Origin of the sequence: Paraburkholderia lebeckiae (assembly GCF_050436225.1) — a bacterium.
In the GTDB taxonomy this organism is placed as follows: Bacteria; Pseudomonadota; Gammaproteobacteria; order Burkholderiales; family Burkholderiaceae; genus Paraburkholderia; species Paraburkholderia tuberum.
Genome location: NZ_JBNDLU010000002.1, coordinates 3,179,871 through 3,202,948, shown reverse-complemented (window position 1 = coordinate 3,202,948; position 23,078 = coordinate 3,179,871). Strand labels below are relative to the sequence as shown.

The window sequence follows — 23,078 nt, the reverse complement described above, 5'->3', positions numbered from 1 at the left end:
ATGCGCCGTGCGTTCATCACGGGTATAAGCGGCTTCACGGGTGCCTACTTGCGTGATGAGTTACTGCGCGCTGGGTACGACGTGAGCGGCAGCGTGATGTCTGCTCCGGGACCGGGCGAGCATGTGCTCGATATCACGTCGCTGGAGGAGTGCCGGCACGTCATCGACGTCGTCCGGCCTTCCCATATCGTCCATCTCGCTGCAAGCAGCTTCGTGGCGGATGACGACAAGCTCGACATGTACCGTGTCAATGTGATGGGGACGCTGAATCTGCTGCAAGCTTGCGCGGACACGGGGCATCGGCCGGACAAGATCGTGATCGCCAGCAGCGCGAACGTCTACGGTAATACGCCGGGCACAGTCGACGAGAGCATGACGCCTGCACCGGTCAATCATTACGGTGCGAGCAAGATCGCGATGGAGCACCTCGTGCGCACGTGGTTCGACCGTTTGCCGATCTTGATCACCCGGCCTTTCAACTACACCGGCTGCGGTCAGTCGGAGCGCTTTCTGGTGCCGAAGATCGTCGCGTCATTCGTGGACAAGCAGCCGTTCATCGAACTCGGCAATCTCGACGTCGCGCGTGACTTTTCCGATGTCCGTGGAGTGGCGTATATCTACCGCGCGCTGCTCGAGGCGGACGCGGCTGGTGAAGTCGTCAACGTCTGCAGCGGGCGACCGTATACGCTTCAGGAAGTGGTCGAGATGGTGCGAAACGTGTCTGGTCACGAACTCCAGATTCGCATCAACCCGCAGTTCGTGAGAGCCAACGAAGTCAGGTTGCTGGTGGGATCGGCTGAAAAATTGCAGCGCTTAGTTCCGGATATCATGCCAATTGCGTTTTCGGACACGATCGAATGGATGGTGCGGCGCGGCGAGGAAGTGGCTGAGACTACCAGAGCGGCGCAGACTTCCCTGCAAGGTTGAGTCGCGCTTAAGCATGATTAATTTCACCGGCGTGTAGCGGCACGCCGGTGTGAACTCTTTTAAGGGGCCGTCGAATGGCTGAGACAAAAGACTCTCTGGTTGCAGAAAGACCTGCTCAATTCTTCGCAGGCACGAAGGTATGGATCACGGGTCACCGCGGCATGCTGGGGTCCGCGATGGTTCGCAGCTTCGCAAACGAGAACGCGGAGCTTCTGCTGACGTCACGTCAGGAACTGGATCTTTGTAACCAGCATGCGGTCTTCGAGTGGGTGGAACGCAACCGCCCGGAAATGATCTTCCACATCGGTGCGAAGGTGGGCGGCATCCACGCGAATGCTACGTTGCCGGCGGATTTTCTGTACGACAACATCATGGTGCAGACCAACGTCATCAACGCAGCACATCGCTTTGGCGTGAAGAAAATGGTGTTTGTCGCGTCGAATTGCACCTATCCCACCAAGGCGGAACAGCCTATCAAGGAAGAAGCGCTGCTCACCGGGCCGCTGGACCAGAACATCAAGGCGTACGCGGTCAGCAAGATTGCCGGCATTGAAATGTGTCGCGCGTACAGGAAGCAGCACGGCAGCAACTTCATCTCGGTGATTCCCCCCAACCTGTATGGGCCGGGCGACAACTATCACCCACAGCACAGCCATGTGGTGGCTGGTATTCTGCGTCGTACGCACGAGGCGAAACTCGCGGGCAAGAAAGAGTTCGTGGTATGGGGCGACGGCACGCCGCGCCGCGAACTGCTTCACGTCGCCGATCTGGCCGACGCGATGAAATGCTTGATGGCTGCGGATACGCAATACGACCTCTATAACGTCGGCCCAGGTTTCGATCACTCGATCGCTGAACTGGCCACCATGATCGCGGATGTGGTGGGTTTCAAGGGGGAAATCGTGTACGACACGTCCAAGCCCAACGGTACGATGGCCAAGCTTCTGGACAGTTCCCGCATCTTGTCGCTGGGATGGCGCCCCAAGGTCGATGAGCGCAGCGGCTTGCAGAGTTCGTACGACGATTTGCTCAGGCTGTTCGCAACGTCGGGTGGAAACGGTCGACTCTAACCCGCAGGCAACGATCGTTGCACGGCATTCCTTGATAAGTAGGGCACTTGGTGCTGGTCGCGAGGCTTGCACCCGTTCCAGTGCGATATCTGCATCCGAGATGAGCGGGCATGAACAACAGCGTTTCCAACAACTTTAAACTGCCCACCGGACTGATTGGCCGCTTCGCCGTGGTCAAGCTATGGCCGAAACTGAAGACAGCCGAAGACGAGTGTATTGCGCGTCTGAAGATCGCGGCCGCAGCGATAGGCGTTGAATGCATCGAGATCCACGCCGACGGCACGCTCCTTCAGGACCCGAGCACGGTGGTCAGCAGGCAGCTCGTCGATTTCGTCCTGCACTTGCACTACGACACGCCAAAGTACTACGACGTGTTCTCGTTCGTCGCGCTGTGGAACCCGCTGCAGTTCTATCATGAGTGGGGTTATCAGCGAACCTCGCGCAATCTGCTGTCGCACGACGATTTCGTGAGCTGCAGTTCGACGGCCGCCGACGATCATGTCGCCCGGATGATTCGCAACGCGCCGACGCATTTGCCCGCGCATTTCAATCTTTACCACTCTCTCGCCGACATTGTGCGACCGCCTTCGCTCGGCGACCACAAACTGTTCTATGTCGGGATCAACTGGGAAGCCGTCAATGGCGGGCAGTCGCGCCACCAGGACGTGCTGAAGCGTCTGGACCAGACCGGCGCGATGCGCATCTACGGTCCGGCTGTCTTTCTGAACGTCAAGGTTTGGGCGGGCTACCAGAGCTACGTAAAGGAAATTCCGTTCGACGGTATCTCCATGATCGACGAGATTTCGAAGGCCGGAATTTCGCTCGTGCTGTCCTCGGCGGCTCACAAGGAGTCCGAGTTGATGTCGAACCGGCTATTCGAAAGCGTGGCCGCCGGCGCACTCGTGATTTGTGACGAGAACCGTTTTGCGTCGAAGTACTTCGGCGATGCGTTGCTGTATATCGATAGTCGTTGCTCGGTCGCAAAAATATGCGAGGACATTCTCGCGCATATCGAGTGGGCAAAGGCCAACCCGGAGCTTGCGCTCGCGAAGATCGAGAAGGCGCAGCAGATTTTCCGCGAGAAATTTAGCCTGATCCGCAATCTGAGCGATTTGTACCTAGGCTATCAGCATCGCAAGGAAGAGTTGCTTGCGCGGCAGGGACTGCGCGACAACTCGGCGAAGCTGAAAGTCGGCGCATATTTCCTGGTTCCCGAATTCTCCAAGGAGATCGTGGGAGTCACATCTGTCGAGTCTCGCGGCGCAAGACTACCGTGACATCGAGCCAGTGCTCGTGATCGATCGCGTCGAGGCGCGCGAACACCGCGCCGAGATCGAAGAGAGCCTTGTAAGCACGAGCCCGGCAGTCCGCGTTTTGGAGCTGGATTTCTTCGATCACGGCCCAACCGGTTTCGTCAAAGGCGAACGTAAGCTCGGCAACGTCATCGCGGAAATCGTCGACGACGCGCGAGATGTCGACGCGCTGATGTTCGTCGCGCCGAACGAACGTCTTCTGTCAAACCACGTGCAGGTGCTCGCCGGCAGTCTGATTCGCGATCCGCAACGACACTGCGCAACCACCGCCGCTATCATCAAAAATGGCGACGCGACCGTGCATACGGTATCCGAGCTGCTGGAATTCGGCTTCTTGAACGACGATGCGCCAATCGGTTACGCGCGCCTGATATTCCGGCGTGCATCGTTGCCGGCCAATCTGAATCTTGCACTTCCGTATCTGCATCGCAAGCCGCTTGCTGCGCTTGTCGGTGAGCAAAAGATTCAGCAGGAGATTCCGTCGACGGTGCTCATCGATATTCAGGCGCCGTTCCCCACGGGCAAATGGGACCAGGGAATGGAGAACAAACTCCTCGGCGACTTCTGTCCTGAAGTGTTCACTGTATATCGTGGTTATTTCCGCGAAATGCCTTCACTTGCGCCGCGTGTGGTCGCCGTGCCCGCTTCGGTGCCGTATTCGCGCCTTAGCCGGCGTTGGGTGCTATATCAGATCGAAGCGCTGCGGGAGAAGGGCGTAGGCGAGCGGCTCAATCTGCTGAGGACGAAAATCGGCCGTCGCGTCAAACGCGCTAGCTGATCAAACGCGTCCGACTAGCCGGCCTAATGGTTCCATTGCTATATGAATCCCCACGAAAACAAACCGGTATCGCTGGCGGCTCTTGTCCGCAGTCTGTGGGCGAACCGTCAGTTGATCTTGCAGATGGCTCGTCGCGACGTCATCGGACGCTACAAAGGCTCAGTGATGGGCGTGATGTGGTCGTTCTTCAACCCACTGCTGTTGCTCACCATTTACACCTTCGTGTTCTCCGTGGTGTTCAAGGCTCGGTGGGGGGGAGCCCTTCCCGCAAGCAAAACGGAGTTTGCACTTCTGCTGTTCGTCGGCATGATCATTCATACCTTGTTCGCCGAGACGCTGACGCAGGCGCCGATGTTGATCGTGAACAACGTAAGTTACGTCAAGAAGATTATTTTTCCGCTGGAAATCCTACCCGTCGCCGCACTCGGAACAGCACTGTTCCATGCTTGCGTTAGTCTGGCGGTCTGGCTCGCGTTCTTTGTCCTGTTCAACGGCTTCATACACTGGACGGTCATTTTCATGCCACTTGTCCTGCTACCGCTGATCATGCTGACCGTTGGCATCGCGTGGGCGCTTGCGTCGCTGGGCGTATTCCTGAGAGACGTGGCTCAGCCCATTGGTCTGATCATGACCGTACTCCTCTTTGCATCTCCGGTTTTTTACCCAATCACAGCGTTGCCGGTGGCCATCAGGCCATGGCTCATGCTCAATCCGCTTACCCTGATCATCGAGCAAGCGCGAGCGGTACTGCTATTTGGGCAACTGCCGGACTGGTCGGCCCTTGCCATTTATGGCGCGACAGCGTTGGTCATCGCGTGGCTTGGCTATGCGTGGTTTCAGAAAACGCGGAAGGGTTTCGCCGATGTCATCTAACGATATTGCGATCAGTGTACAAGGCGTGTCAAAACGCTTCGAGCTTTACGACAAGCCGAGTGATCGGCTGAAGCAGTTCATTTTGCCGCGGCTGAACCGACTGACGGGCAGCCCACCGCGAGATTACTTCCGCGAATTCTGGGCGCTCAAAGATGTGTCGTTCGACGTGCGCCGCGGCGAGGCCTTTGCCATCGTCGGACGAAACGGTAGTGGCAAGAGTACGCTGCTGCAAATCATTACGGGCACGTTGTCACCTACGACGGGCCTCGTCAATACCAACGGCCGCGTCGCCGCGTTGCTCGAACTCGGGTCTGGGTTCAATCCCGAGTTCACGGGCAAGGAAAATGTCTTTCTGAATGGAGCACTCCTTGGCTTCAGTCGCCAGGAGATCGAGCAGAAGTACGATGCGATCGTCGGCTTTGCGGACATCGGTCAGCATATTGATCAACCAGTTAAGTCGTATTCGAGCGGTATGGTCGTGCGTCTGGCGATCGCTGTTCAAACGCAGGTCGAACCGGACATTCTGATTGTCGACGAGGCGCTTGCGGTAGGCGATGCGCTTTTTCAGAAGCGTTGCTATCGACAGATCGAGAAGTTGTTGAACAACGGCACGACGTTGCTGTTCGTTTCGCATGACCAGGAGATCGTTCGAACGCTGACGCAGCGGGCTGTGTTTCTGAATGCCGGCCACGCGCAGAAATGCGGCGGCACGTCGGATGTTTTGTTCGCCTACCGGGAGTTTTTGCAGCAGCAAGAAGAGGCCGCCTTCCTGGACCTGCAGCAGCGTAGCCAGACGACATTGAAGACGCAAAGCCCACAAAAATCTTATGGAAGCAGGGAAGTCGAAATTCGGAAGGTCGACGTATTCGATGGCCAAGGGAACCCTCAGAGTGTGCTCTACGCCGGTGACGAGATCACGCTAGCGATAGAGTGCGTGTGTAATGTCGATATCGATAGCCTTAACGTAGCCTTCCGAATCGTTAGCAAAGAGGGCATAAAGGTCACCACTTGGGGTACCTTGAACGAGGACATGCGCCGATTCGAATCTGCGCCCGAAACTGCGTTCTGGAGCCGGAAGTTCGCGAAGGGGGATCGCTTTACAGTGAGATTCAGCGGTCGCTGCACGCTGGGAGCGAACCTCTATGAAGTCCAGGCGGTTGTCGCTCGCGAACACGACCGATATTACGGGAACCAGCAGGTGCTTCACTGGGCCGACGATGCCGGACACTTCACAGTGATACTGAAGAACAGGGAGTACGTGTTCGATGGTGTTTGCGACCTAGAACTTCGATCTGAGTTGAATGTCCGCGTCCAGCACGCTGAAGCACAATCCACTTGACAGAAGTTGACGATGTCTAACGGTTCTACCAAAAGTTTAATGCTTTCGATCTTGCGGCGGTTAGCTAATACAACCAGGCGCGAACCGAAGCTGAGTACCTCCTTTGAACCGGATGTACGTGCCAGTCTGGATCATCTATTGAACCTGACGCAAATTGCCGATTTGCGGTCTGCAGAAATTGACGCGAAGGTTCGGGATCTTGATAAGCGTCTCGAGCCATTGGAAAGATTGAATGACTTGCGAACGCGCATTGCACATATCGAGACTCTCCTCGCAACTGCGGATGAGAGGTCGACGATGTTCATCTCCCAACTTTCTGCGATGGATAGCCTGTTACGTGTCGTGGAAGAGCGATCACGGACGATTGATGACCTCTTGCGTATCGTGGAAGAACGATCACGGACGCTCGAATACGAGACACGTCAAGGCGTGCTGGCGTCGAACTATCAGATCGATTTTCTGCTGAAGATGTATGTAGAGACGATGTCCGCCTCCCGGACGTTCTCGGACAGTGTCGTGTTCGACGCTGCGAGACTCATCGAATTGAAGACCGATTTTCCAATCGCGTATGAGAGTAATGATCATCTGAGCCCGGATTCGACAATGGAAGGCGTGTCCCGCCCCACTTTGTTTGTTCAGAACTGCATCGCTGCTCTCGGTAAGGACATGCATGCATTAGATCTCGGAACCGGGGCAGCGGGAATCGTCTACGAGTTCGCGATGAACGGTGTTCTAGCGGTCGGCATCGATGGTTCGGATTTTTGCCGGCGGAACAAGATTGGTTACTGGCCATTGCTTGGGAACAACTTGTTCACCTGTGACATCACGCGTGAATTCAGTTTTGTGGACAGGGATACCAACGCAGTCAGCCAATTTGACCTAGTCACGATGTGGGAAGTGCTCGAGCATATTGAAGAGGAAGGGTTACCCTCCCTCTTCGCAAACGTTCGCAAGCACCTGCGGGACGACGGGTTCTTCATCGGGTCCGTCTCCTTTGTGGAATACAACGACCCAGACGGTAACCCATATCACGTGACACTCAAGTCGTGGGAATGGTGGGAAGAGAGATTTCGCGAATTCGGACTTGAGGTTCAGGCCGAACATCCATTCAATGAAAAATGGTTCCCACGCGGAAACGGGCCACGGTTTCAAGACTTTCACAACTATGAGCGCAATTCGGATGAGGGGCGGCTATTCGTTGCCAGGAAAGCGGCTAGATGATCGTCTGAACTGCCCCGGGAATCGTGGCAGCTGGTGGCTTTAAGTTATCGCAGGTACGTCAGCGGCATTTCTGAGTTGCCTGTAGTAGTTTGCCTCAGCCTCAGCCTCAGCGGACGGGATATAGCCGAGCGGTTCCATCAGCCGATCAGGGTTGTATCGAGATTGACCCGCCTCGACGGATAGATTTGCAGTTGAGTTTTACGGTGGAACGTGGTAAGCACCTCGCGACGGCCGTCCGCAACGCGGCGCCCGCGTGAGGCATGATCGGGAACCGGGTTACGTGTCAGCAGACGCCGATGGGCCAGACTGCCGAGGCAGCTTCGTGACCACGTTCCAGGGCAACAGTTCGTCGATGCGGTTAATGGGATGGTCAGCGATATGGGTCAGGACGTATTCGAGGTAGGCGCGCGGGTTGATCCCGTTGAGCTTGCATGTGCCGATCAGACCGTACATCGCGGCTGCCCGCTCGCCTCCGCTGTCGGAGCCGGCGAACAGGAAGTTCTTGCGGCCCAGACTCACACAGCGCAGCGCGTTTTCGGCCAGGGCGTTGCTGATCTCAGCACGACCCTCTTCGCAGTACAGCGCGAGCGCGTCCCACTGGTTGAGCGAGTAACGGATCGCTTTGGCCAGTTCGGATTTCTTCGACAGCGTTGCGAGCTTGTCCGTCATCCACGTCCTGATGGTCGCGAGCAGCGGCACGCTTTTCTCCTGCCGCACGCACAGCCGTTCAGCAGCGGGTTTGCCACGGATGTCCGCCTCGATGCCGTAAAGTCCACCGATCAGTTCGAGCACCTCTCGGGTCGCCTCGGTAGGCGTTCGGGCATGCACGTCGTAGAGGTACCGTCTCGCGTGGTCCCAGCATGCAGCTTCACGGATCTTGCCGCTCTCGTACAGCTCGTTGAAGCCACTGTAGGCGTCGGCCTGCAGGATGCCCTCGAATCCAGCGAGATGGGTCTGGGGGTGGATGCCTTTGCGGTCGGGCGAGTAAGCAAACCACACCGCGGCCGGTTCGGTCGAGCCCGAACGGGTGTCATCGCGCACATACACCCACAGTCGCCCGGTCCTTGTCTTCTTCCTGCCCGGTTCGAGCACCGGGATCGGCGTGTCATCCGCGTGCAGCTTCGACGGTGCCACCGTGTAGCGGCGCAGCGCCTCGGTCAGCGGCACGCAAAGGGCCTCGCACTGGCCGACCCAGCGGCCCATGCTGGCCGGGTCGAGCTTCACGCCGTCGCGCGCGGCAATCTGCGACTGCCGGTACAACGGCGCGTGGTCAGCGTACTTCGAGACGAGGATGTCGGCCAGCAGGCTCGGATGGGCAATGCTGCGCGTAATCGGCAGGCCGGGCATCGGCGGCTGCGAGAAGTGGTGGCCGCACGGACAGACCGTCTTGCGCCGGATCGTGCGAATCACCTTGAACATTGCCGCGACGCGGGCGAGCTGCTCGGACACGTCTTCTCCGAGAGGCTGCATCGCGCTGCCGCATTTCGGACACGTTGCGTCAGCCTCCAGTACACGTTCTTCGCGTGGCAGATGCGGCGGCAGCGCTTCTTTTGGCGATGCGTTGCCCACAGGCGTGCTCGCGCTTGATTGGCGGGCGCGTCGCACATCAGCGACACCACGCTCACCGGTCAAGTCCTCGAGCGCGGTTTCGAGCCGCGCGACCTCCCGGTCCAACTGCTCGGACTTGCGGCCGAACTGCATGCGCTTGAGCTTGTCGATCTGCGCCTTGAGCTGCCCGATCTCCAGATCGCGCTCGGCAAGCTGGGCACGGGCCTCGACCAGCAAGGCCCGCAGAGTTTCAACATCGTCAGGAAGTTCGGCGCCGTTCGACATGCGGCGCAGTTTACGAGCCTTCTGCTCGGTTTACAACATCGACAGCGCAGCCGTACGACGCGGCTGCCGCCAATCGATGCCTTCGAGCAACATCGACAGTTGCGCCGCCGTCAGATGGACCTTGCCGCCATCGGCCTGCGGCCAGACGAAGCGACCACGCTCAAGCCGCTTCGCAAGAAGCCAGAGCCCGTCCTCGGTCGCCCACATGACCTTCACCAGATCGCCGCGCCGGCCCCGGAAGATGAACACGTTGCCACTCAGCGCATTGTCCTTGAGCGCCGTCTGCACCTTCGCCGCCAGCCCCTGGAATCCGCAGCGCATGTCGGTGACGCCTGCCACCAGCCAGACGCGTGTACCCGTGGGTAGAGAGATCACGATCGCACGCTCCCCAGGACGACGCGTAGCGTGTCGGCGTCGACAACGCCGTTGACCTTGACTACCACGTCACCGAACCGGATCTCGATCGTCCCGGCTCGTGCAGTCCGGTTGCAGACGTCCCTTGCATCTGGGGGCATCGCCACGCGCTGCGGCGGCGTCTCATGAACCACCGCCACTGGAATCAGGCACGTCGTTTCCGCCTGCAATTGCTCGCGATAGCGACGCCGCCAGGTGAACAGCATGTTTGCATTGATGCCATTGTCCCGCGCCAGCTTCGCGACCGACGCACCAGGCTCACATGCCGCGGCCGCAAGCCGGCGTCGAAACTCGCGATCATAATTCGGGCGTTCCTTGCGGCTACCCGGCCTGGCTTCCGACTCTGTCACAGTGATGTCCATCAAATCGAAAATGATGGGCACCACTTTGATGTCGGTTCTCGCCGCCGTCTACGACGGTCGTCGTGAGGTGCTTACGGAACGTGTCCTCCGTTCGGTGTTGACTCGCGGGTCGTCCACGGGCGGGCGGCGGGTCGGAATCACGACCACGACGCTACCCGACAGTGGGCAATCCGCGTCGTGAAGGCTTTTATCTCTTTTCGTGTTGCTGCTCCAGCGAGCAGTAGCATAGGACTGCTGTGAAGGCGACGGACGTTGTACCCAGCCTTCAATGATGCGGAAGATCGCACACCGCGCTTGCTCTGGCGTTTCGAAGCGTTCGCGCGTCAGCAGTTTCGCCTCGAGCGCGCCGAAGAACGACTCACACATTGCGTCGTCATGGCAGTCGCCAGCGGTGCCGGTCTTCGGCGCTGAAGTGCCGGCGCACTGTGGAAAAGGAGCCCACCAAGAGGCCGTAACATAGGGCCACTTTCAGAGCTCCTATGCCATGGAAAAGAACAGGGGGGCCAAATAGCTTGGTCGCGACTTCATTTTGGTCCATTTATACCCAGTATGCATGTTACTAAGGCAGCCGTAAGCGCTCTACAAAACGCCGAAACTACCTTTCCCTCTGACAGCCAGTTAATTTTTTAGCTCTTTTTCCATAAGCTCATTGTGGCAAACGAGAGTTTTCGACCGATCAGATTCCCCCAAAATAAGCGATCGAGCGCGAATAAAAATCTGACGGCTGCTTTCCCGCCAATATTCAAGAGTGGGAACGCATCCGGATTGTAGTATAAAACGTAAGCAGACAATCCCGGATATACCTGGTCAACCTTGGTGTACCCCGCTTCACGGAAATATCGATCAAGATCTGAATAGTCAAATCCTTGTTCGGTGTCTTCGTCAAAAATATCGTTTGACTTGTAAATGCGATTTCTAACAAAGCGAGTCAACCAATTATTCTGTGTTGGTTCGAAATTTATAAAGTAGCCGCCGGACCGCAAAGACTGCGCCAAATTCTTTATAACTTCTGGTGCGCGAGAATAAACGTGATGAAGTCCGCCAATCAGAATGATCATGTCGTACGGATTTTCGGACGCTTTGAAACTCGTTACGTCATCCCACTCTATGAACAGCGTAGGACGCACTTCTTTAGCGAATTCGACCATTTTTTCACTATAGTCAAACCCGTGATATTCCATGTGTTCAATGAGGTGTTTCGACAGAATATCGTATCCTTCCGCCATGCCACACATGGGTTCCAACACTCTTCGGATTTCTGGCGCTATCCGCTTATTGCGCGAAAGAAAGTTCTTCCAGATCAACTCTTTCAACAAGAGATGATTTGGATCCTTTCTTGCACTGAAATATTTTTCCGAAATCTCGTTGAAATGCTGCCGTTGCTGCTCAACACTGTTATCCATAAAGCCTCTCAACGCGTTCCAGCTATTAGAGAAATGCCAGCGACGATCATTGCAGCCCCGACAGACTGCCAAACACCTACGGTTTCCTTAAGAAAAAGGGCGCCCGTTAGCATGGTGCCTATCACAAGCGAGCCGGCAGCAATAGGGAATGCGAATGAAAGCGGCAAGAGACGAAGGATTACCATCCACATGACTGCTCCACCGGCATAGAGCGAAAAACCAAACAAAAACGTTACGGATTTCCATGAACCGGCCGATTTTATCAAGAACAAACCCACACAGCTTACCGCAATATACGCCGAAAATAACACTGCCGTACGAAGTGAATTAATCCAATCTACGCTCACAAAATTCACCTCGGACAATGTTTAACAGTTGAATCAAATTGGCCAAAATACTCGCAGACGACGTCTAGATAGAGCAATCGAACTCCTTGGTAAATTAAATAGGTGGCGTGGTCGATGCTCCAGGGAATCGCGTCACCAATAATGAGTTTTTGCCAAGCCCATAGATGGTAACGTGGGCCAACCGCGGGGACAAGAGGGGACGCTCGTCGCTACGAGATCGCCTTGCCATCGAACCCTTTCCGGCAACGATCGCTCGTCGGTCTAACTGCCGGGCAATCCGTCAATATCCAGCGAGATCCGAATTCCTAGTTCACGCTTGTCATCAGATAGGCCAAGCATGTGCGGTGTCGAAGTCCGTTCGATGGTGAAGTCGAACACGTCGGTGCCGCTGCTAGATGGGCGCAATTGGACAGCCCTTTCGTTTGTGTCGGTTAATTCGATGACTTGAAAAGGTCGGCCATTCTTGGTAATTGTTACCCTGTTCGGAAGCGTAAATGGCGGCGCGCTAACGCGCACGATCACCGGCTGGCTAAATTCCGGATTTATGTGGAGCGTGCCTCTAGCTCCCATCCACCCATCCGGGTAACGTCCGTTCCAGAGGTAGCGCGGCTCGTTTCCATCGATCTGATAAAGCTTGTAACCAAGCCACGTCGTCGCAGATTTCGGGCGATGCGTCCATGTATGGATAAAAATCGCGGGACTTGACGTGGTCTGTTCCGAAACGAGATGCATGGGATACATTTTCTCGCTCTTGAGCAGTGATTCCGGCCTGTAATACGGTGTGACGCCTCGGAGGAACCATGTGGCCAGCTTGCTGCCAGTGAACACAAGCAAATAGTCGCCCTTGCGCGGTAGACTTTTCTTGTTCTGTTCAATCTGCGCGGGCGTCACGTCGAGAATTGCCATCAATTCAGGATTGAGTGCCGCGGGGTCCAAGAGGTCCGCGATCCCTTTCACCCGACCCGACCATGGGTTTGCAGGTGAAAGCAGATTTGGAGTATTGATGATCTGCTCAGCATAGAAAGGATAGGACTCAATTACGAGATTTTGTTTCTCCGTTGCGATTTGCTTGTATTCTTCAATCGCGCTCGTGTAGATCCGCGAATACTCGATCTGACTAATCGTGACATAGTAAGTGCACAGGGCACCTGCAAGGGCAAATAGTGCGATCAACGAGTAGAGGCTGTATCGCAGTACTGGCTTGCGTCTGAGCCGCCAGGCAAGTAAATAGAGCCAATAGACCACGCAACATTTGAACATCACCGCAGGGATGAGCATGTAATAGGGCATCGCCCAGCGCCAAACCAGTAGTGCAAGGTAATAAGCCCATGACATTGCACAAACGCTGAAGACAAAAATAAGGCCGCGAACGGCATCATCTGTACGCGCCTCACGACGGGTGATCATTTCCTTGAGCGCGAAGAAAGGCAGCAGCAAGGCCAGCAACCCGAAGAACATCACGTCAGGCTGCTGCGTAGCGTAGAAGGCTATATTTTCTTTTATCAGTTTGAGGGTAATCGTATATGCAGTGTAATTCGTGCTCGCATTGGTTTTTGCGAACAGGGCATAGGGTATCTTCGCCCATGCAAGGCCGAATAGCAGCCATACAACCAGCGCGCCAAACCTCTTCGCCGAAGTAAGCGCCCAATCTATCTTTGCGAATCGCCACGCGCCAAGCGATAGTGCGACACCTGTCAACGCAAAGCCCAACAATGCGACGGAGGTTTCCTTAGTCCAAATCGCGAGAGTGAAGATGACGGCGATGCCAATACCATCCCGTATATTCAACGCTGCATTGGATAGATACCGCCGCGCGAACAATGCGATGATGGCAACCAGGAAAAGATAAGAAAGCGGTTCGGCTTTGCCAATAGTGTTAAGGTTTTCGGCCACAGGTGAACTGACATAGACGAGCGGTAGTAGTATCGCTGCATACGTATGCCGTTTTGTCAGCCGATAAATGATCTGACAGCTCAACAGGGTGGCCGCCAGAAAGACCAAACTCTGGACAAAAAAATACGGACCGACGTGCGACCCGAAGATCTCGTACTCTGCGGAGTGGTAAAGCCAGTAGAAAGGAAAATATCGTCCGGCACCATTATACGGAGACAAGATCCAGTGAACCCAACTGCGGAAATGTTCGCCAATAAGAAAAATTCCCCCCATGTCCAAGGGGAACAATTGCGACCAAAGGATCGTTGGCATTGAAAACAGTGCCCACACTAGCACTGAAGCGGCCAGTACTTTAGCCCCGGCGCCACTCAAACCCAGCAGCGGGCTATCTTTTTGCTTCGGCGCATCGTTGAGCGGTCGCACTGCGGTGCTGGTTACTTTATTCATCGACACGATTCCCAAAGTGGGCGACTTCGTCTACCAGGAAGCGGGGACGATGTTTGACTTCAAGGTAAATCTTGCCGATGTATTCACCGGCAACGCCGATCGACAGCATAATGAGGCCGCCCAGCAAATACAGAGGCACAGTGATCGACGCCCACCCAGGAAGCGTCTCGCCGGAAAGCGCTTTGATGAAAGCGGTCAGTGCGAAAAGAAGCGAGACAGCGAACACAATCGCGCCGGTCCACGTGATCATGCGCAGCGGCGTCGTCGAGAAAGACGTAATGCCGTTCAGTGCAAGTCCCAGCATCTTCTTGATGCCGTACTTGCTGTGGCCCGCCGGGCGGGGGGACAGGTCATACCTAACAGTCGAGATCCTGCCGTGCAGGAGTGGCTGCAACCCACGCAAAAAAAGAACAAACTCGGGGAACTTTGCCAGATTTTCCAATGCGCGCTCAGACATCAAGCGGCAGTCTGCATGGTTCTCGACAAGTTCAACCCCCATCCATTTCATTCCCCGATAAAACACTGTCGCTGTTAGCGTCTTTAGAAAGGGGTCATCCGCACGCGACGCCTTAACCCCAAGCACGATTTCCGCGCCGGCGCGATGCTCGGTGATCATTTTCGGCAACGCAGCTAAGTCGTCCTGCAGGTCCGCGTCGATGCTGATAGCCGCGTCGCACTTGCCGGTTACGTATGTTAGTCCTGCGACGAGTGCGTTCTGATGCCCAGCGTTCTTCGAAAGCCTTAGCCCACGTATAGTGTTTGGGTAGGCGTGGGCCGCCGATTCGATTTGCTCCCACGTCGAATCTTTCGATCCGTCGTCAACCAGAACCACATAGCTATCCGGGGAGCAGCCATGTTTGTCCGCCAGCTCTCTTACCAGCGCGAGCAGCCGAGGAATGGAAATTGGAAGAACTTCGGCCTCGTTATAGCAAGGCGCGACAATTGCGATTGTCAGGGTCTTTGCAACGTTCATCTCGAAGCACCCTTGATGGTTGGTCATTTCGCCAGGCGCGAGCGACAGGTTATTGTCCGTCCGTCGGATTGGCGCGTCGGGCATGTTCATTTGCATTAGCTCACCAGCTTCTCGTAAAGATCGACATAGGAGCGAACCATTTTGTCTGCCGTAAAGTTCGCTGTGAAACGCTTTGCCGCCGCTATTCCGAACTCCGTGACCATCGCATCGTCGTCCCACAACCGCTGCATGGCGTCGCGCAATGCAGCGGGATCGCTCGGCGGGACGACAAGACCGGTCTCGCCATTGACGTTCACGTACGACGTGCCAGTGCCGATCTCGGTCGAGATCATCGGCTTGCCGAACATTGCGCCTTCCAGCAGCGAAATGCCGAACGCCTCCGAACGCAGGTGCGACGGGAACATGAGCGCGCGACACAGCGTGAGCAGCGCAATCTTGTCGTCGTCTGCGACCGGCCCGACAAAATCCACATGGGCCAACGCGAGTCTTGCGGCTTGTGCGCGCAGTTCGCGTTCGACAGGCCCCGCACCGACGATCACGACGCGAACCTCAGTGCGTTGCAGCGCGTCGAGCAGCACATGCAGCCCCTTGTAATATCGCAGGTTGCCCACGAACAAAAAGAATTTGTCGCCCACTCGCTCGCGCCAGTAGCGCAGCCTGTCTTCCCTCGGCGGCGCATAACTGTCGCTGTCCAGCCCGATCGGAATCACCTCGACCTTGTCGCGATACCGTTGCAGCACGTCGCTCGTCGCCAGATAGTTTGGAGATGTCGCGACGATCGCATCGACGCTCGACAGAAAGCGGTCGCGCAACGGCTTGTAGACCTGCAAAAGCACCTTCTGCCGGATGATGTCCGAATGGTAGGTGACGACCGACGGCTTGTCGACGCCCGTCGCGAAGTGCACGATGTCCGCGAACGGCCACGGATAATGGTAGTGAATCAGGTCAGCGTGCGCCGCCAGTCTGGAGAACTTCTTGAACGCCGCCATCGAAAATGCGGACGACGCGATCTCGATGTCGAGCTTGGCCCGGTGATGCAGGTGATCGCCGAAATCGATCGTCGTGGTGTCCTTGCTCACGGTCAACACTTCACTGGTCACGCCATGCCTGGCTGCGCCGGAGCAGATCTGGCCGATCAGTTCTTCGACGCCTCCCATCGAGTCAGGTTTGTAGGTCTTATAGAAATGTAGAACGCGCATAGATCCCGCTAGTATTGTCGTTCAGCGCAGGCAGGTTCAGGCCAATTGGCTCACGCCAGCAGAAAGCCCCGGCGCCTGCAAGGTCGCAAGTCGAGGACACGTGGTGCGTCTCGCGTCGGCGCGAATGGAAAGCCCCGTCGTTGACCGCCAACGCCCGGCGGCCAACTGGTTGGGGTGTCAGTTTGCCGGAGCGCGCCCGTAGATGTCCTCAAAGCGGACGATGTCGTCTTCGCCCAGATACTCGCCGCATTGCACCTCGATCAGGACAAGGTTCATTACGCCGGGATTAATCAGTCTGTGCTTGTGACCGGCCGGGATATAAGTCGACTCGTTTGGCTGAAGCGAAATGACCTTGTCACCGTTAACGATTTCCGCACAGCCGCTCACCACGATCCAATGCTCGCTACGATGATGATGCATCTGCAGCGACAGGGAGGCGCCCGGTTTCACCACAATACGCTTCATTTTGAAGCGCTCACCTTCTTCCAGAACGGTGTAGGTGCCCCATGGGCGATGCACCGTGCGGTGCAGGCGGAATGCATCGTGATTCGCGGCCTTCAGTCGGCCAACGATGTGTTTGACGTCCTGCGCGCGGTCACGCGCAGCGATCAGCAGTGCGTCCGACGTGTCCACGACGATCAGATCATGAATGCCCACCGCGCCGATCAGTCGGCCGTCGTCGCTGCGGATGAAGCAGTTGTCCACGTCGTGCAGTTCAGCAATGCCGTCAATCCGATTGCCGCGCTCGTCCGGCGCCGTAAGATCGCTGATGGACTGCCACGATCCGATGTCGCTCCAGCCCATTTCGCAAGGCACGACCTGAACCCGGCTGGAACGCTCCATAACCGCATAGTCAATCGAAATGTTCTCTGCTTTGCGGAACTGAGTCGCGTCGAGTTCGATCATGTAGCCGTCGCTGGAGGTACTACATTTGGCGTGTTCGACCGCGCCTAGCGATGGTTCCAGTACGGCCGGCGCATGTTGCGCGAGCTCTTCGAGCATGGTGTCCGCCCGGAAGCAGAACATGCCGGCATTCCAAAGGTAAGTGCCTTCAGCGACCAGACGCTCCGCCACGCTGAACTCGGGCTTTTCGAGGAAGCGGGCTACCTTATGTACGCCTTTCGAACCGGTCACCTCGGCCTCTTCGTGCTGGATGTATCCGTAGCCCGTTTCTGGAGCGGTCGGGCGGATTCCGAAGGTCACGAGTGCACCCATATTGGCCGCTGCCGCAGCACGCTCCGTCGCGAGACGAAAAGCGTCCTCGTCCTGAACCAACTGGTCCGCCGGGATGACCAGCATCACCGCTTCAGGCCCATGGCGTTGACGCACCACCTCTGCCGCTACGCCGATCGCCGCCGCGGTATTGCGCGCGGTCGGCTCAAGAATGAATCCAATCTGCGACGCGACAGAGTCTACTTCAACACATTCGTCTTTAATCAGGAAGTAGGTTTCCCGGTTCGTCACGATCAAGACTTCGGGCGCTTCAGTGACATGCGTTGCGCGGAGGAAGGTCTTCTGCAGCAAGCTCTGACCGTCTGCCAACTTGAGCAACGGCTTGGGGAACGTTTCGCGAGAGACAGGCCACAGCCGTGTACCGGCGCCGCCGCAGATGATGACGGGGATAATTTTCATTGACGAGTAAGGCGCACGTTCTGAAGAACGTGTCATTCTAGCGGATTCCAATCCGCCAAAACGCCATTTCCAGGTATGAGCGCAAAGCGCATGCGCGGACTTGCCGAATTGCAGAGGGCGATGTGCCGCCGGGATGCGCCTTATTCGAACGTTGGTGCAGCGAAATTGTAACCAGGTGTTTCGTATGACCGGCGCCGCTGCCGGATCGCGCCATTGTCCGCAGATCCCTCCGAAGCTCAATTCACTCGCGTATCATGACGCCTCTTCGGCCAGGCGATAAGGGATAACACTGTAATGAAGTTGCTGTTCGACCTCAATTCACTACGCCCGCCGCGAAGTGGCATCGGGTATTACACCCAGCATTTACTGGAAGGACTGCGCGCGCGGTCAGACGTCCAGGACGTGGCGGGCTGGATGGTGTCGGAGATATTCCAGGGCGAAAAGCTGTCAAGGCTCGTGGACGGGGAGATAGCGGCGCCCGTTATGCCCGGTGCCGCTAACGGTGCATCTCCCTCGCTGATGAGTTCACTCCGCCGCCTGCCGGCCTTGCAGCCCCTTCGTACGGCGATGCATCGCAGAGCCTCGCGAGTGTTGCGCGATGATTTCGCAACGCGTGGCTACGTCTACCACGAGACCAATTTCATTGCATCGCAGTATCGGGGGCCGACCGTCGTCACTATCCACGACCTCTCGCACCGGCGACATCCCGAGTTCCATCAGAAGGTTGCGGTCGACCATCTGAATAGAGGCCTGCCGCGAACGCTAGAGCAGGCTCGCACGATCATTGTCGATAGCGAGTACACCAAGAGGGAATTACTCGCACTCTATGATGTGCCCGAGCACAAAGTTGTGACGATCTACCTCGGCGTCGATGCAAGCTTCCACCCGTATGCCGCACCCGAATGTGCGCCCACACTTGAACGACTAGGGCTGCGTCGCGACGGTTTTGTGCTTTCGGTATGTACGCTGCAACCGCGGAAGAACCTGGCGCGTCTTGTTGCGGCATTTGGCAGGCTACCGACCTCTGTCCGCCGTGAGTTTCCGCTGGTGTTGATCGGTGCCGATGGCTGGAAGAACAGCGAGCTGCTGTCGCTGGTTGAGTCCATGGTCGCAGCACGCGAGATCGTCGTGCCTGGCTATCTTCAACGCGCCGATCTCCTTCACTTGTACGCATCGGCGACGGTATTCGCATACCCATCGCTGTACGAGGGGTTTGGTTTGCCGGTTGCCGAGGCGATGGCGAGCGGCACGCCAGTGCTGACGTCCAACGTCACGTCGATTCCGGAAGTGGCGGGCGGCGCGGCGCTGGAGGTCGATCCGCTGTCAGTCGATGCCATTACGGAGGGGCTGGAGGCGCTGCTCAACAATGCGCCATTACGTGCCGAGCTTGCTGCGAAGGGCTTGCGCCGCGCTGCGGAACTCACGTGGGATTCGACCGTACAGCAGACCTGCGATGTCTATCGCGCCTTGGCGAGCTGAGAGAAGAATTTGAAAAATTTGCCATAATTGGCGGCTTCGTTGGCGCCGGCGCTGGAGTACGTCGCTGGGGCTTGATACAGCGGTGCGCCGCTGACTCCGCGCAACTGCCACCAAAGAGCTAGCGTCACCGCGGTCTCCGGATGGTCGCCTTCCGCGCCAGGTTTGTTACATTTTGACCTTTCTCGGCAGGCACTGCGCGCGATTGCTGGGCGTAAAATTTGCTAGCCGGAAGCTGCTATTGGCAACTCGATGCTTTGCGGCCTGCCTTGTTGCTGATGTGCGTTTCCGAACGGATTAACCGTGCGCTACGATTGAATCCGTTATCCATTAGTTTGCTTGGACCCTATCGATGACCATAACCGTGCGATTCAAGTCCTCATGGTTGTCGCTGAGCGCGTTCGCGTTTGACCTGTTCGCAGTGACGCTGACGTGGCTGGCCGCTTACATGATCCGCTTCAACGGCGATGTTCCACCGGCCTTCTGGCATAGCGGAACAGTGGCGCTGGGCTGGGTCGTCGTTACCTATGCTGCGATGTTCCGGGTATTTGGTCTGTACCGCGGCATGTGGGTCTTTGCGAGTCTGCCGGACCTCGTGCGAATTTCGAAGGCCGTCGTTGCTGGATTGCTGCTGGTGATGATCGGCTCGGTCCTGTTTCAACCTGTGCCTACTATTCCCCGCTCGGTGTTGGTTGTTTCGCCTCTGTTACTGTTCCTCGTCATGGGGGGCTCGCGAGCGTTATACCGGGCGACGAAGGAATTCCACCGTTATGGTGGGCTGATCGCGCAAGGCAAGCCGGTACTGGTCCTCGGTGCTGGCACTGCGGGGGCCAGTCTGGCCCGTGAGCTGTCGCGCTCGAGCGAGTGGCGGCTGGTTGGCCTGCTCGATGATGATCCTGCCAAGCAAGGCCGCGAGATCTACGGGCACAAGGTGCATGGCGCGATTGCCGATCTGCCGCGTTGGGCCGCCGATCTACGCGTCGAGCATGCCATCGTCGCGATTCCTTCCGCCTCGTCGGAGGCGCAGCGTCGCGTCGCTACCCAATGCGTGCGCGCCGGCGTGCGGGCAATGGTGCTGCCGGCGCTGACGGCGGTCACTGAAGGGCAGGGCGGTTTCCTGTCGCGAGTGCGCGATGTCGATCTCGAAGATTTACTGGGCCGCGAGCCGGTCAAGATTGACATGCCGCATGTTGAAGCGTTGCTGCGTGGCCGCGTCGTTATGGTGACGGGCGCAGGGGGGTCGATCGGTTCAGAGCTGTGTCGACAGATTTTGCGCTTTGTACCCGCGCAGCTCGTCGCGCTGGATGTCTCCGAATATGCAATCTACCGGCTCAACGAAGAGTTGCGCGAGCATTTCGCGGAGTTGTCGGTCGTTCCGATGGTCGGCGACACAAAAGACTCGGTACTACTTGATCAGATCATGAGCCGCTTCACGCCGCACATCGTCTTTCACGCAGCCGCCTACAAGCATGTCCCGCTGATGGAGGAACTGAATTCGTGGCAGGCCGTGCGCAACAACGTGCTGGGCACTTATCGCGTCGCGCGGGCGGCAATCCGTCATGACATCCGCCATTTCGTGCTGATTTCGACCGATAAGGCGGTGAATCCGACCAACGTGATGGGCGCGAGCAAGCGGCTTGCAGAGATGGCCTGTCAGGCGCTGCAACAAACCACCCAACACACCCGGTTCGAGACAGTGCGCTTTGGCAACGTGCTGGGTAGCGCAGGCAGTGTGATACCCAAGTTTCAGCAGCAGATCCTGAAGGGGGGGCCCGTCACCGTCACCCACCCTGAGATCACCCGCTTTTTCATGACGATCCCGGAAGCCTCGCAACTCGTGTTGCAGGCGTCCAGCATGGGGCAAGGCGGCGAAATCTTCGTTCTGGACATGGGCGAGCCCGTTCGCATCGTCGATCTCGCGCGAGATTTGATCCGGATATACGGGTTCAGCGGAGAGCAGATCAAGATCAGCTTCACTGGTCTGCGACCGGGAGAAAAGCTCTACGAAGAGCTGCTGGCCGAGGACGAGACCACTACTCGCACGATGCATCCGAAACTGCGCATTGCAAAGGCGCGCGAAGTGCCCGATCACCTGCTCGACGACTTGTTGCCGTGGCTCATGCAACACCGTATACCGAGCGACGACGAAGTCAGGCGGGACTTGCGTCGCTGGGTGGCGGAGTACCAGCCGACGAGCGCGCCGGTGCTGCAGGGCTTCACGTCCACCAACGACGCACGCGCCGCCCGCAACTGACGCGCGGATGGCGGCCGTCTCTTCCCGCCTAAGACTACAACAGGCGAGCGCCTCGCGCTTCGTGATCGGTTCGAGTTCGCCAGCCACACAATATTCAAATGAAACTGCTTTACGACCTGAACTCGTTGCGGCCTCCGCGAAGCGGCATCGGCTATTACACCCAGCATCTTCTGGAAGGGCTCTTCGAGCGAGACGACATCGAGGAAATCGGCGGGTGGGTCGGCTCGAAATACTACGATCGTCGCGGAGTCACCGGGCTGTTGTCCGGGGAAAATCTGCTGGAGGCGGGAGCGCAATTCAGCGAGGGGTGGAAGGCGAGTCTGCTGCGCGCGGCGCGCAGTCTCCCCGGCGTGTATCACGGGCGCACGGTGGTGCGGCGTATTAAGTCCGCGGATCTGCGGGCACAATGCGCGCGCCGGGGCTTTATTTATCATGAGACGAACTTCGTCGCGTCTCCGTATAGAGGGCCCAGTGTCGTGACGATCCACGATCTTTCCCATCGTCACTTCCCAGAGTTTCATCCGCAGGCCGCCGTCGACTATCTCGACAGGAATCTCCCGGACACGCTCAAACAGGTCCAGAAAGTCATCGCGGTCAGCGAGTACACGCGACGCGACGCGATCGAAGTCTATGGTTTGCCGCAAGAGAAGGTGGTGTCCATTCCTCTCGGTGTCGAGCCTTGCTTTCGACCGCATCGGGCAGAGGAGTGCGAGTCCTTCCTGACCAAACTGGGGCTCAGGCAACGAGGCTTCATCCTGTCCGTATGTACGCTGCAGCCCCGCAAGAATCTGACGCGACTTGTGGCGGCGTTCGCGAAACTGCCTGCCGACGTGCGGGAAGCCTTTCCGCTCGTGCTGATCGGCGCTGACGGCTGGATGAATTCCGGCCTCTTGCGTGACATCGAGCGGCTGGCGCGAGCGAAACAGGTCATCTTGCCGGGTTATTTGGCAAGAGAGTCGCTTCTGAAGCTCTATTCGTCGGCCGCCGTATTCGCCTATCCGTCGTTATTTGAGGGTTTTGGCTTGCCCGTGGCCGAAGCCATGGCGAGTGGCGTCGCGGTGCTGACTTCGAATGTCACTTCGCTACCTGAAGTGACGGCGGGCGCAGCGCTGGAAGTCGATCCATACTCGGTCGACGAGATCGCGACAGGACTCGAGCGGCTACTGTACGACGAGGCGCTGCGCGCTACGTTGATTGCCAAAGGGTTGGCGCGCGCATCGGAGCTCACGTGGGACGCAACGGTTCGCCAGACCTTCGACGTCTACGGCTCGCTCGCCGCGTAGCGGGGTTTGACGACATACACGATCGAACGCACGAAATCATG

Annotated in this window: 19 protein-coding genes; 10 read left to right on the top strand and 9 right to left on the bottom strand. The window is 57.4% G+C overall.

Features of this window, described 5'->3' with window-relative positions; all coding sequences use genetic code 11:
- The 7 genes from OKW45_RS29345 to OKW45_RS29315 all read left to right on the top strand — a co-directional run bounded on the left by OKW45_RS29345 (position 1) and on the right by OKW45_RS29315 (position 7,521).
- Complete coding sequence (locus OKW45_RS29345) at positions 1–927, top strand: GDP-mannose 4,6-dehydratase (RefSeq protein WP_429472643.1); 927 nt, start codon at positions 1–3, stop codon at positions 925–927.
- Between the two features lie 74 nt (positions 928–1,001).
- On the top strand, positions 1,002–1,997 hold the full coding sequence (locus OKW45_RS29340; protein ID WP_429472641.1) for a GDP-L-fucose synthase family protein: 996 nt from the start codon (positions 1,002–1,004) through the stop codon (positions 1,995–1,997).
- A 110-nt stretch (positions 1,998–2,107) separates the two neighbouring features.
- Positions 2,108–3,274 (top strand): glycosyltransferase family protein, encoded by a 1,167-nt coding sequence (locus OKW45_RS29335; protein ID WP_429472639.1) that lies wholly within the window; start codon positions 2,108–2,110, stop codon positions 3,272–3,274.
- A 16-nt stretch (positions 3,275–3,290) separates the two neighbouring features.
- Positions 3,291–4,088 (top strand): hypothetical protein, encoded by a 798-nt coding sequence (locus OKW45_RS29330; RefSeq protein ID WP_429472637.1) that lies wholly within the window; start codon positions 3,291–3,293, stop codon positions 4,086–4,088.
- A 42-nt stretch (positions 4,089–4,130) separates the two neighbouring features.
- Positions 4,131–4,961 (top strand): ABC transporter permease, encoded by an 831-nt coding sequence (locus tag OKW45_RS29325; RefSeq protein WP_184007663.1) that lies wholly within the window; start codon positions 4,131–4,133, stop codon positions 4,959–4,961.
- The gene (locus OKW45_RS29320; protein ID WP_429472635.1) at positions 4,951–6,300 is read left to right on the top strand and encodes an ABC transporter ATP-binding protein; all 1,350 of its coding nucleotides are present in this window, start codon (positions 4,951–4,953) and stop codon (positions 6,298–6,300) included. Before OKW45_RS29325 ends, OKW45_RS29320 begins: the two co-directional genes overlap by 11 nt.
- Positions 6,301–6,438: 138 nt before the next feature.
- Entirely contained in the window at positions 6,439–7,521 is a 1,083-nt protein-coding gene (locus OKW45_RS29315; protein ID WP_429472633.1) for a methyltransferase domain-containing protein, read from the top strand.
- Positions 7,522–7,797: 276 nt separating this feature from the next.
- On the opposite strand, the gene tnpC is transcribed toward OKW45_RS29315, so the two are convergent.
- The 9 genes from tnpC to OKW45_RS29270 form a co-directional block, all read right to left on the bottom strand.
- The gene (gene tnpC, locus OKW45_RS29310; RefSeq protein ID WP_429472631.1) at positions 7,798–9,354 is read right to left on the bottom strand and encodes an IS66 family transposase; all 1,557 of its coding nucleotides are present in this window, start codon (positions 9,352–9,354) and stop codon (positions 7,798–7,800) included.
- 30 nt (positions 9,355–9,384) lie between these two features.
- Positions 9,385–9,729 (bottom strand): IS66 family insertion sequence element accessory protein TnpB, encoded by a 345-nt coding sequence (tnpB, locus tag OKW45_RS29305; RefSeq protein ID WP_429472629.1) that lies wholly within the window; start codon positions 9,727–9,729, stop codon positions 9,385–9,387.
- Positions 9,726–10,154, bottom strand: coding sequence for an IS66-like element accessory protein TnpA (gene tnpA, locus OKW45_RS29300; RefSeq protein ID WP_429469452.1), 429 nt, complete (start codon positions 10,152–10,154; stop codon positions 9,726–9,728). The genes tnpB and tnpA overlap by 4 nt, the downstream gene beginning before the upstream one ends.
- 602 nt (positions 10,155–10,756) lie before the next feature.
- On the bottom strand, positions 10,757–11,533 hold the full coding sequence (locus OKW45_RS29295) for a methyltransferase domain-containing protein (protein ID WP_429472627.1): 777 nt from the start codon (positions 11,531–11,533) through the stop codon (positions 10,757–10,759).
- Between the two features lie 8 nt (positions 11,534–11,541).
- Positions 11,542–11,880, bottom strand: a complete 339-nt coding sequence (locus OKW45_RS29290) for a DMT family transporter (protein ID WP_429472625.1) — start codon at positions 11,878–11,880, stop codon at positions 11,542–11,544.
- A 261-nt stretch (positions 11,881–12,141) separates the two neighbouring features.
- Positions 12,142–14,220, bottom strand: coding sequence for an ArnT family glycosyltransferase (locus tag OKW45_RS29285; protein ID WP_429472623.1), 2,079 nt, complete (start codon positions 14,218–14,220; stop codon positions 12,142–12,144).
- The gene (locus tag OKW45_RS29280) at positions 14,213–15,283 is read right to left on the bottom strand and encodes a glycosyltransferase family 2 protein (RefSeq protein WP_260328068.1); all 1,071 of its coding nucleotides are present in this window, start codon (positions 15,281–15,283) and stop codon (positions 14,213–14,215) included. Before OKW45_RS29280 ends, OKW45_RS29285 begins: the two co-directional genes overlap by 8 nt.
- A gap of 5 nt (positions 15,284–15,288) precedes the next feature.
- A complete protein-coding gene (locus OKW45_RS29275) occupies positions 15,289–16,392 on the bottom strand; it encodes a glycosyltransferase family 4 protein (RefSeq protein ID WP_429472621.1) in 1,104 nt (367 codons plus the stop codon).
- Between the two features lie 177 nt (positions 16,393–16,569).
- Entirely contained in the window at positions 16,570–18,060 is a 1,491-nt protein-coding gene (locus tag OKW45_RS29270; protein WP_429472619.1) for a mannose-1-phosphate guanylyltransferase/mannose-6-phosphate isomerase, read from the bottom strand.
- 258 nt (positions 18,061–18,318) lie between these two features.
- On the opposite strand from OKW45_RS29270, the gene OKW45_RS29265 reads away from it, so the two are divergent.
- The 3 genes from OKW45_RS29265 to OKW45_RS29255 all read left to right on the top strand — a co-directional run bounded on the left by OKW45_RS29265 (position 18,319) and on the right by OKW45_RS29255 (position 23,037).
- On the top strand, positions 18,319–19,503 hold the full coding sequence (locus OKW45_RS29265) for a glycosyltransferase family 4 protein (RefSeq protein WP_429472617.1): 1,185 nt from the start codon (positions 18,319–18,321) through the stop codon (positions 19,501–19,503).
- 349 nt (positions 19,504–19,852) lie between these two features.
- Positions 19,853–21,754, top strand: coding sequence for a polysaccharide biosynthesis protein (locus OKW45_RS29260; RefSeq protein ID WP_429472615.1), 1,902 nt, complete (start codon positions 19,853–19,855; stop codon positions 21,752–21,754).
- A 98-nt stretch (positions 21,755–21,852) separates the two neighbouring features.
- Positions 21,853–23,037 carry a glycosyltransferase family 4 protein gene (locus OKW45_RS29255; protein WP_429472613.1) on the top strand — a complete coding sequence of 395 codons (1,185 nt, stop codon included), beginning with the start codon at positions 21,853–21,855 and terminating at the stop codon, positions 23,035–23,037.
- Positions 23,038–23,078: the final 41 nt, after the last annotated feature.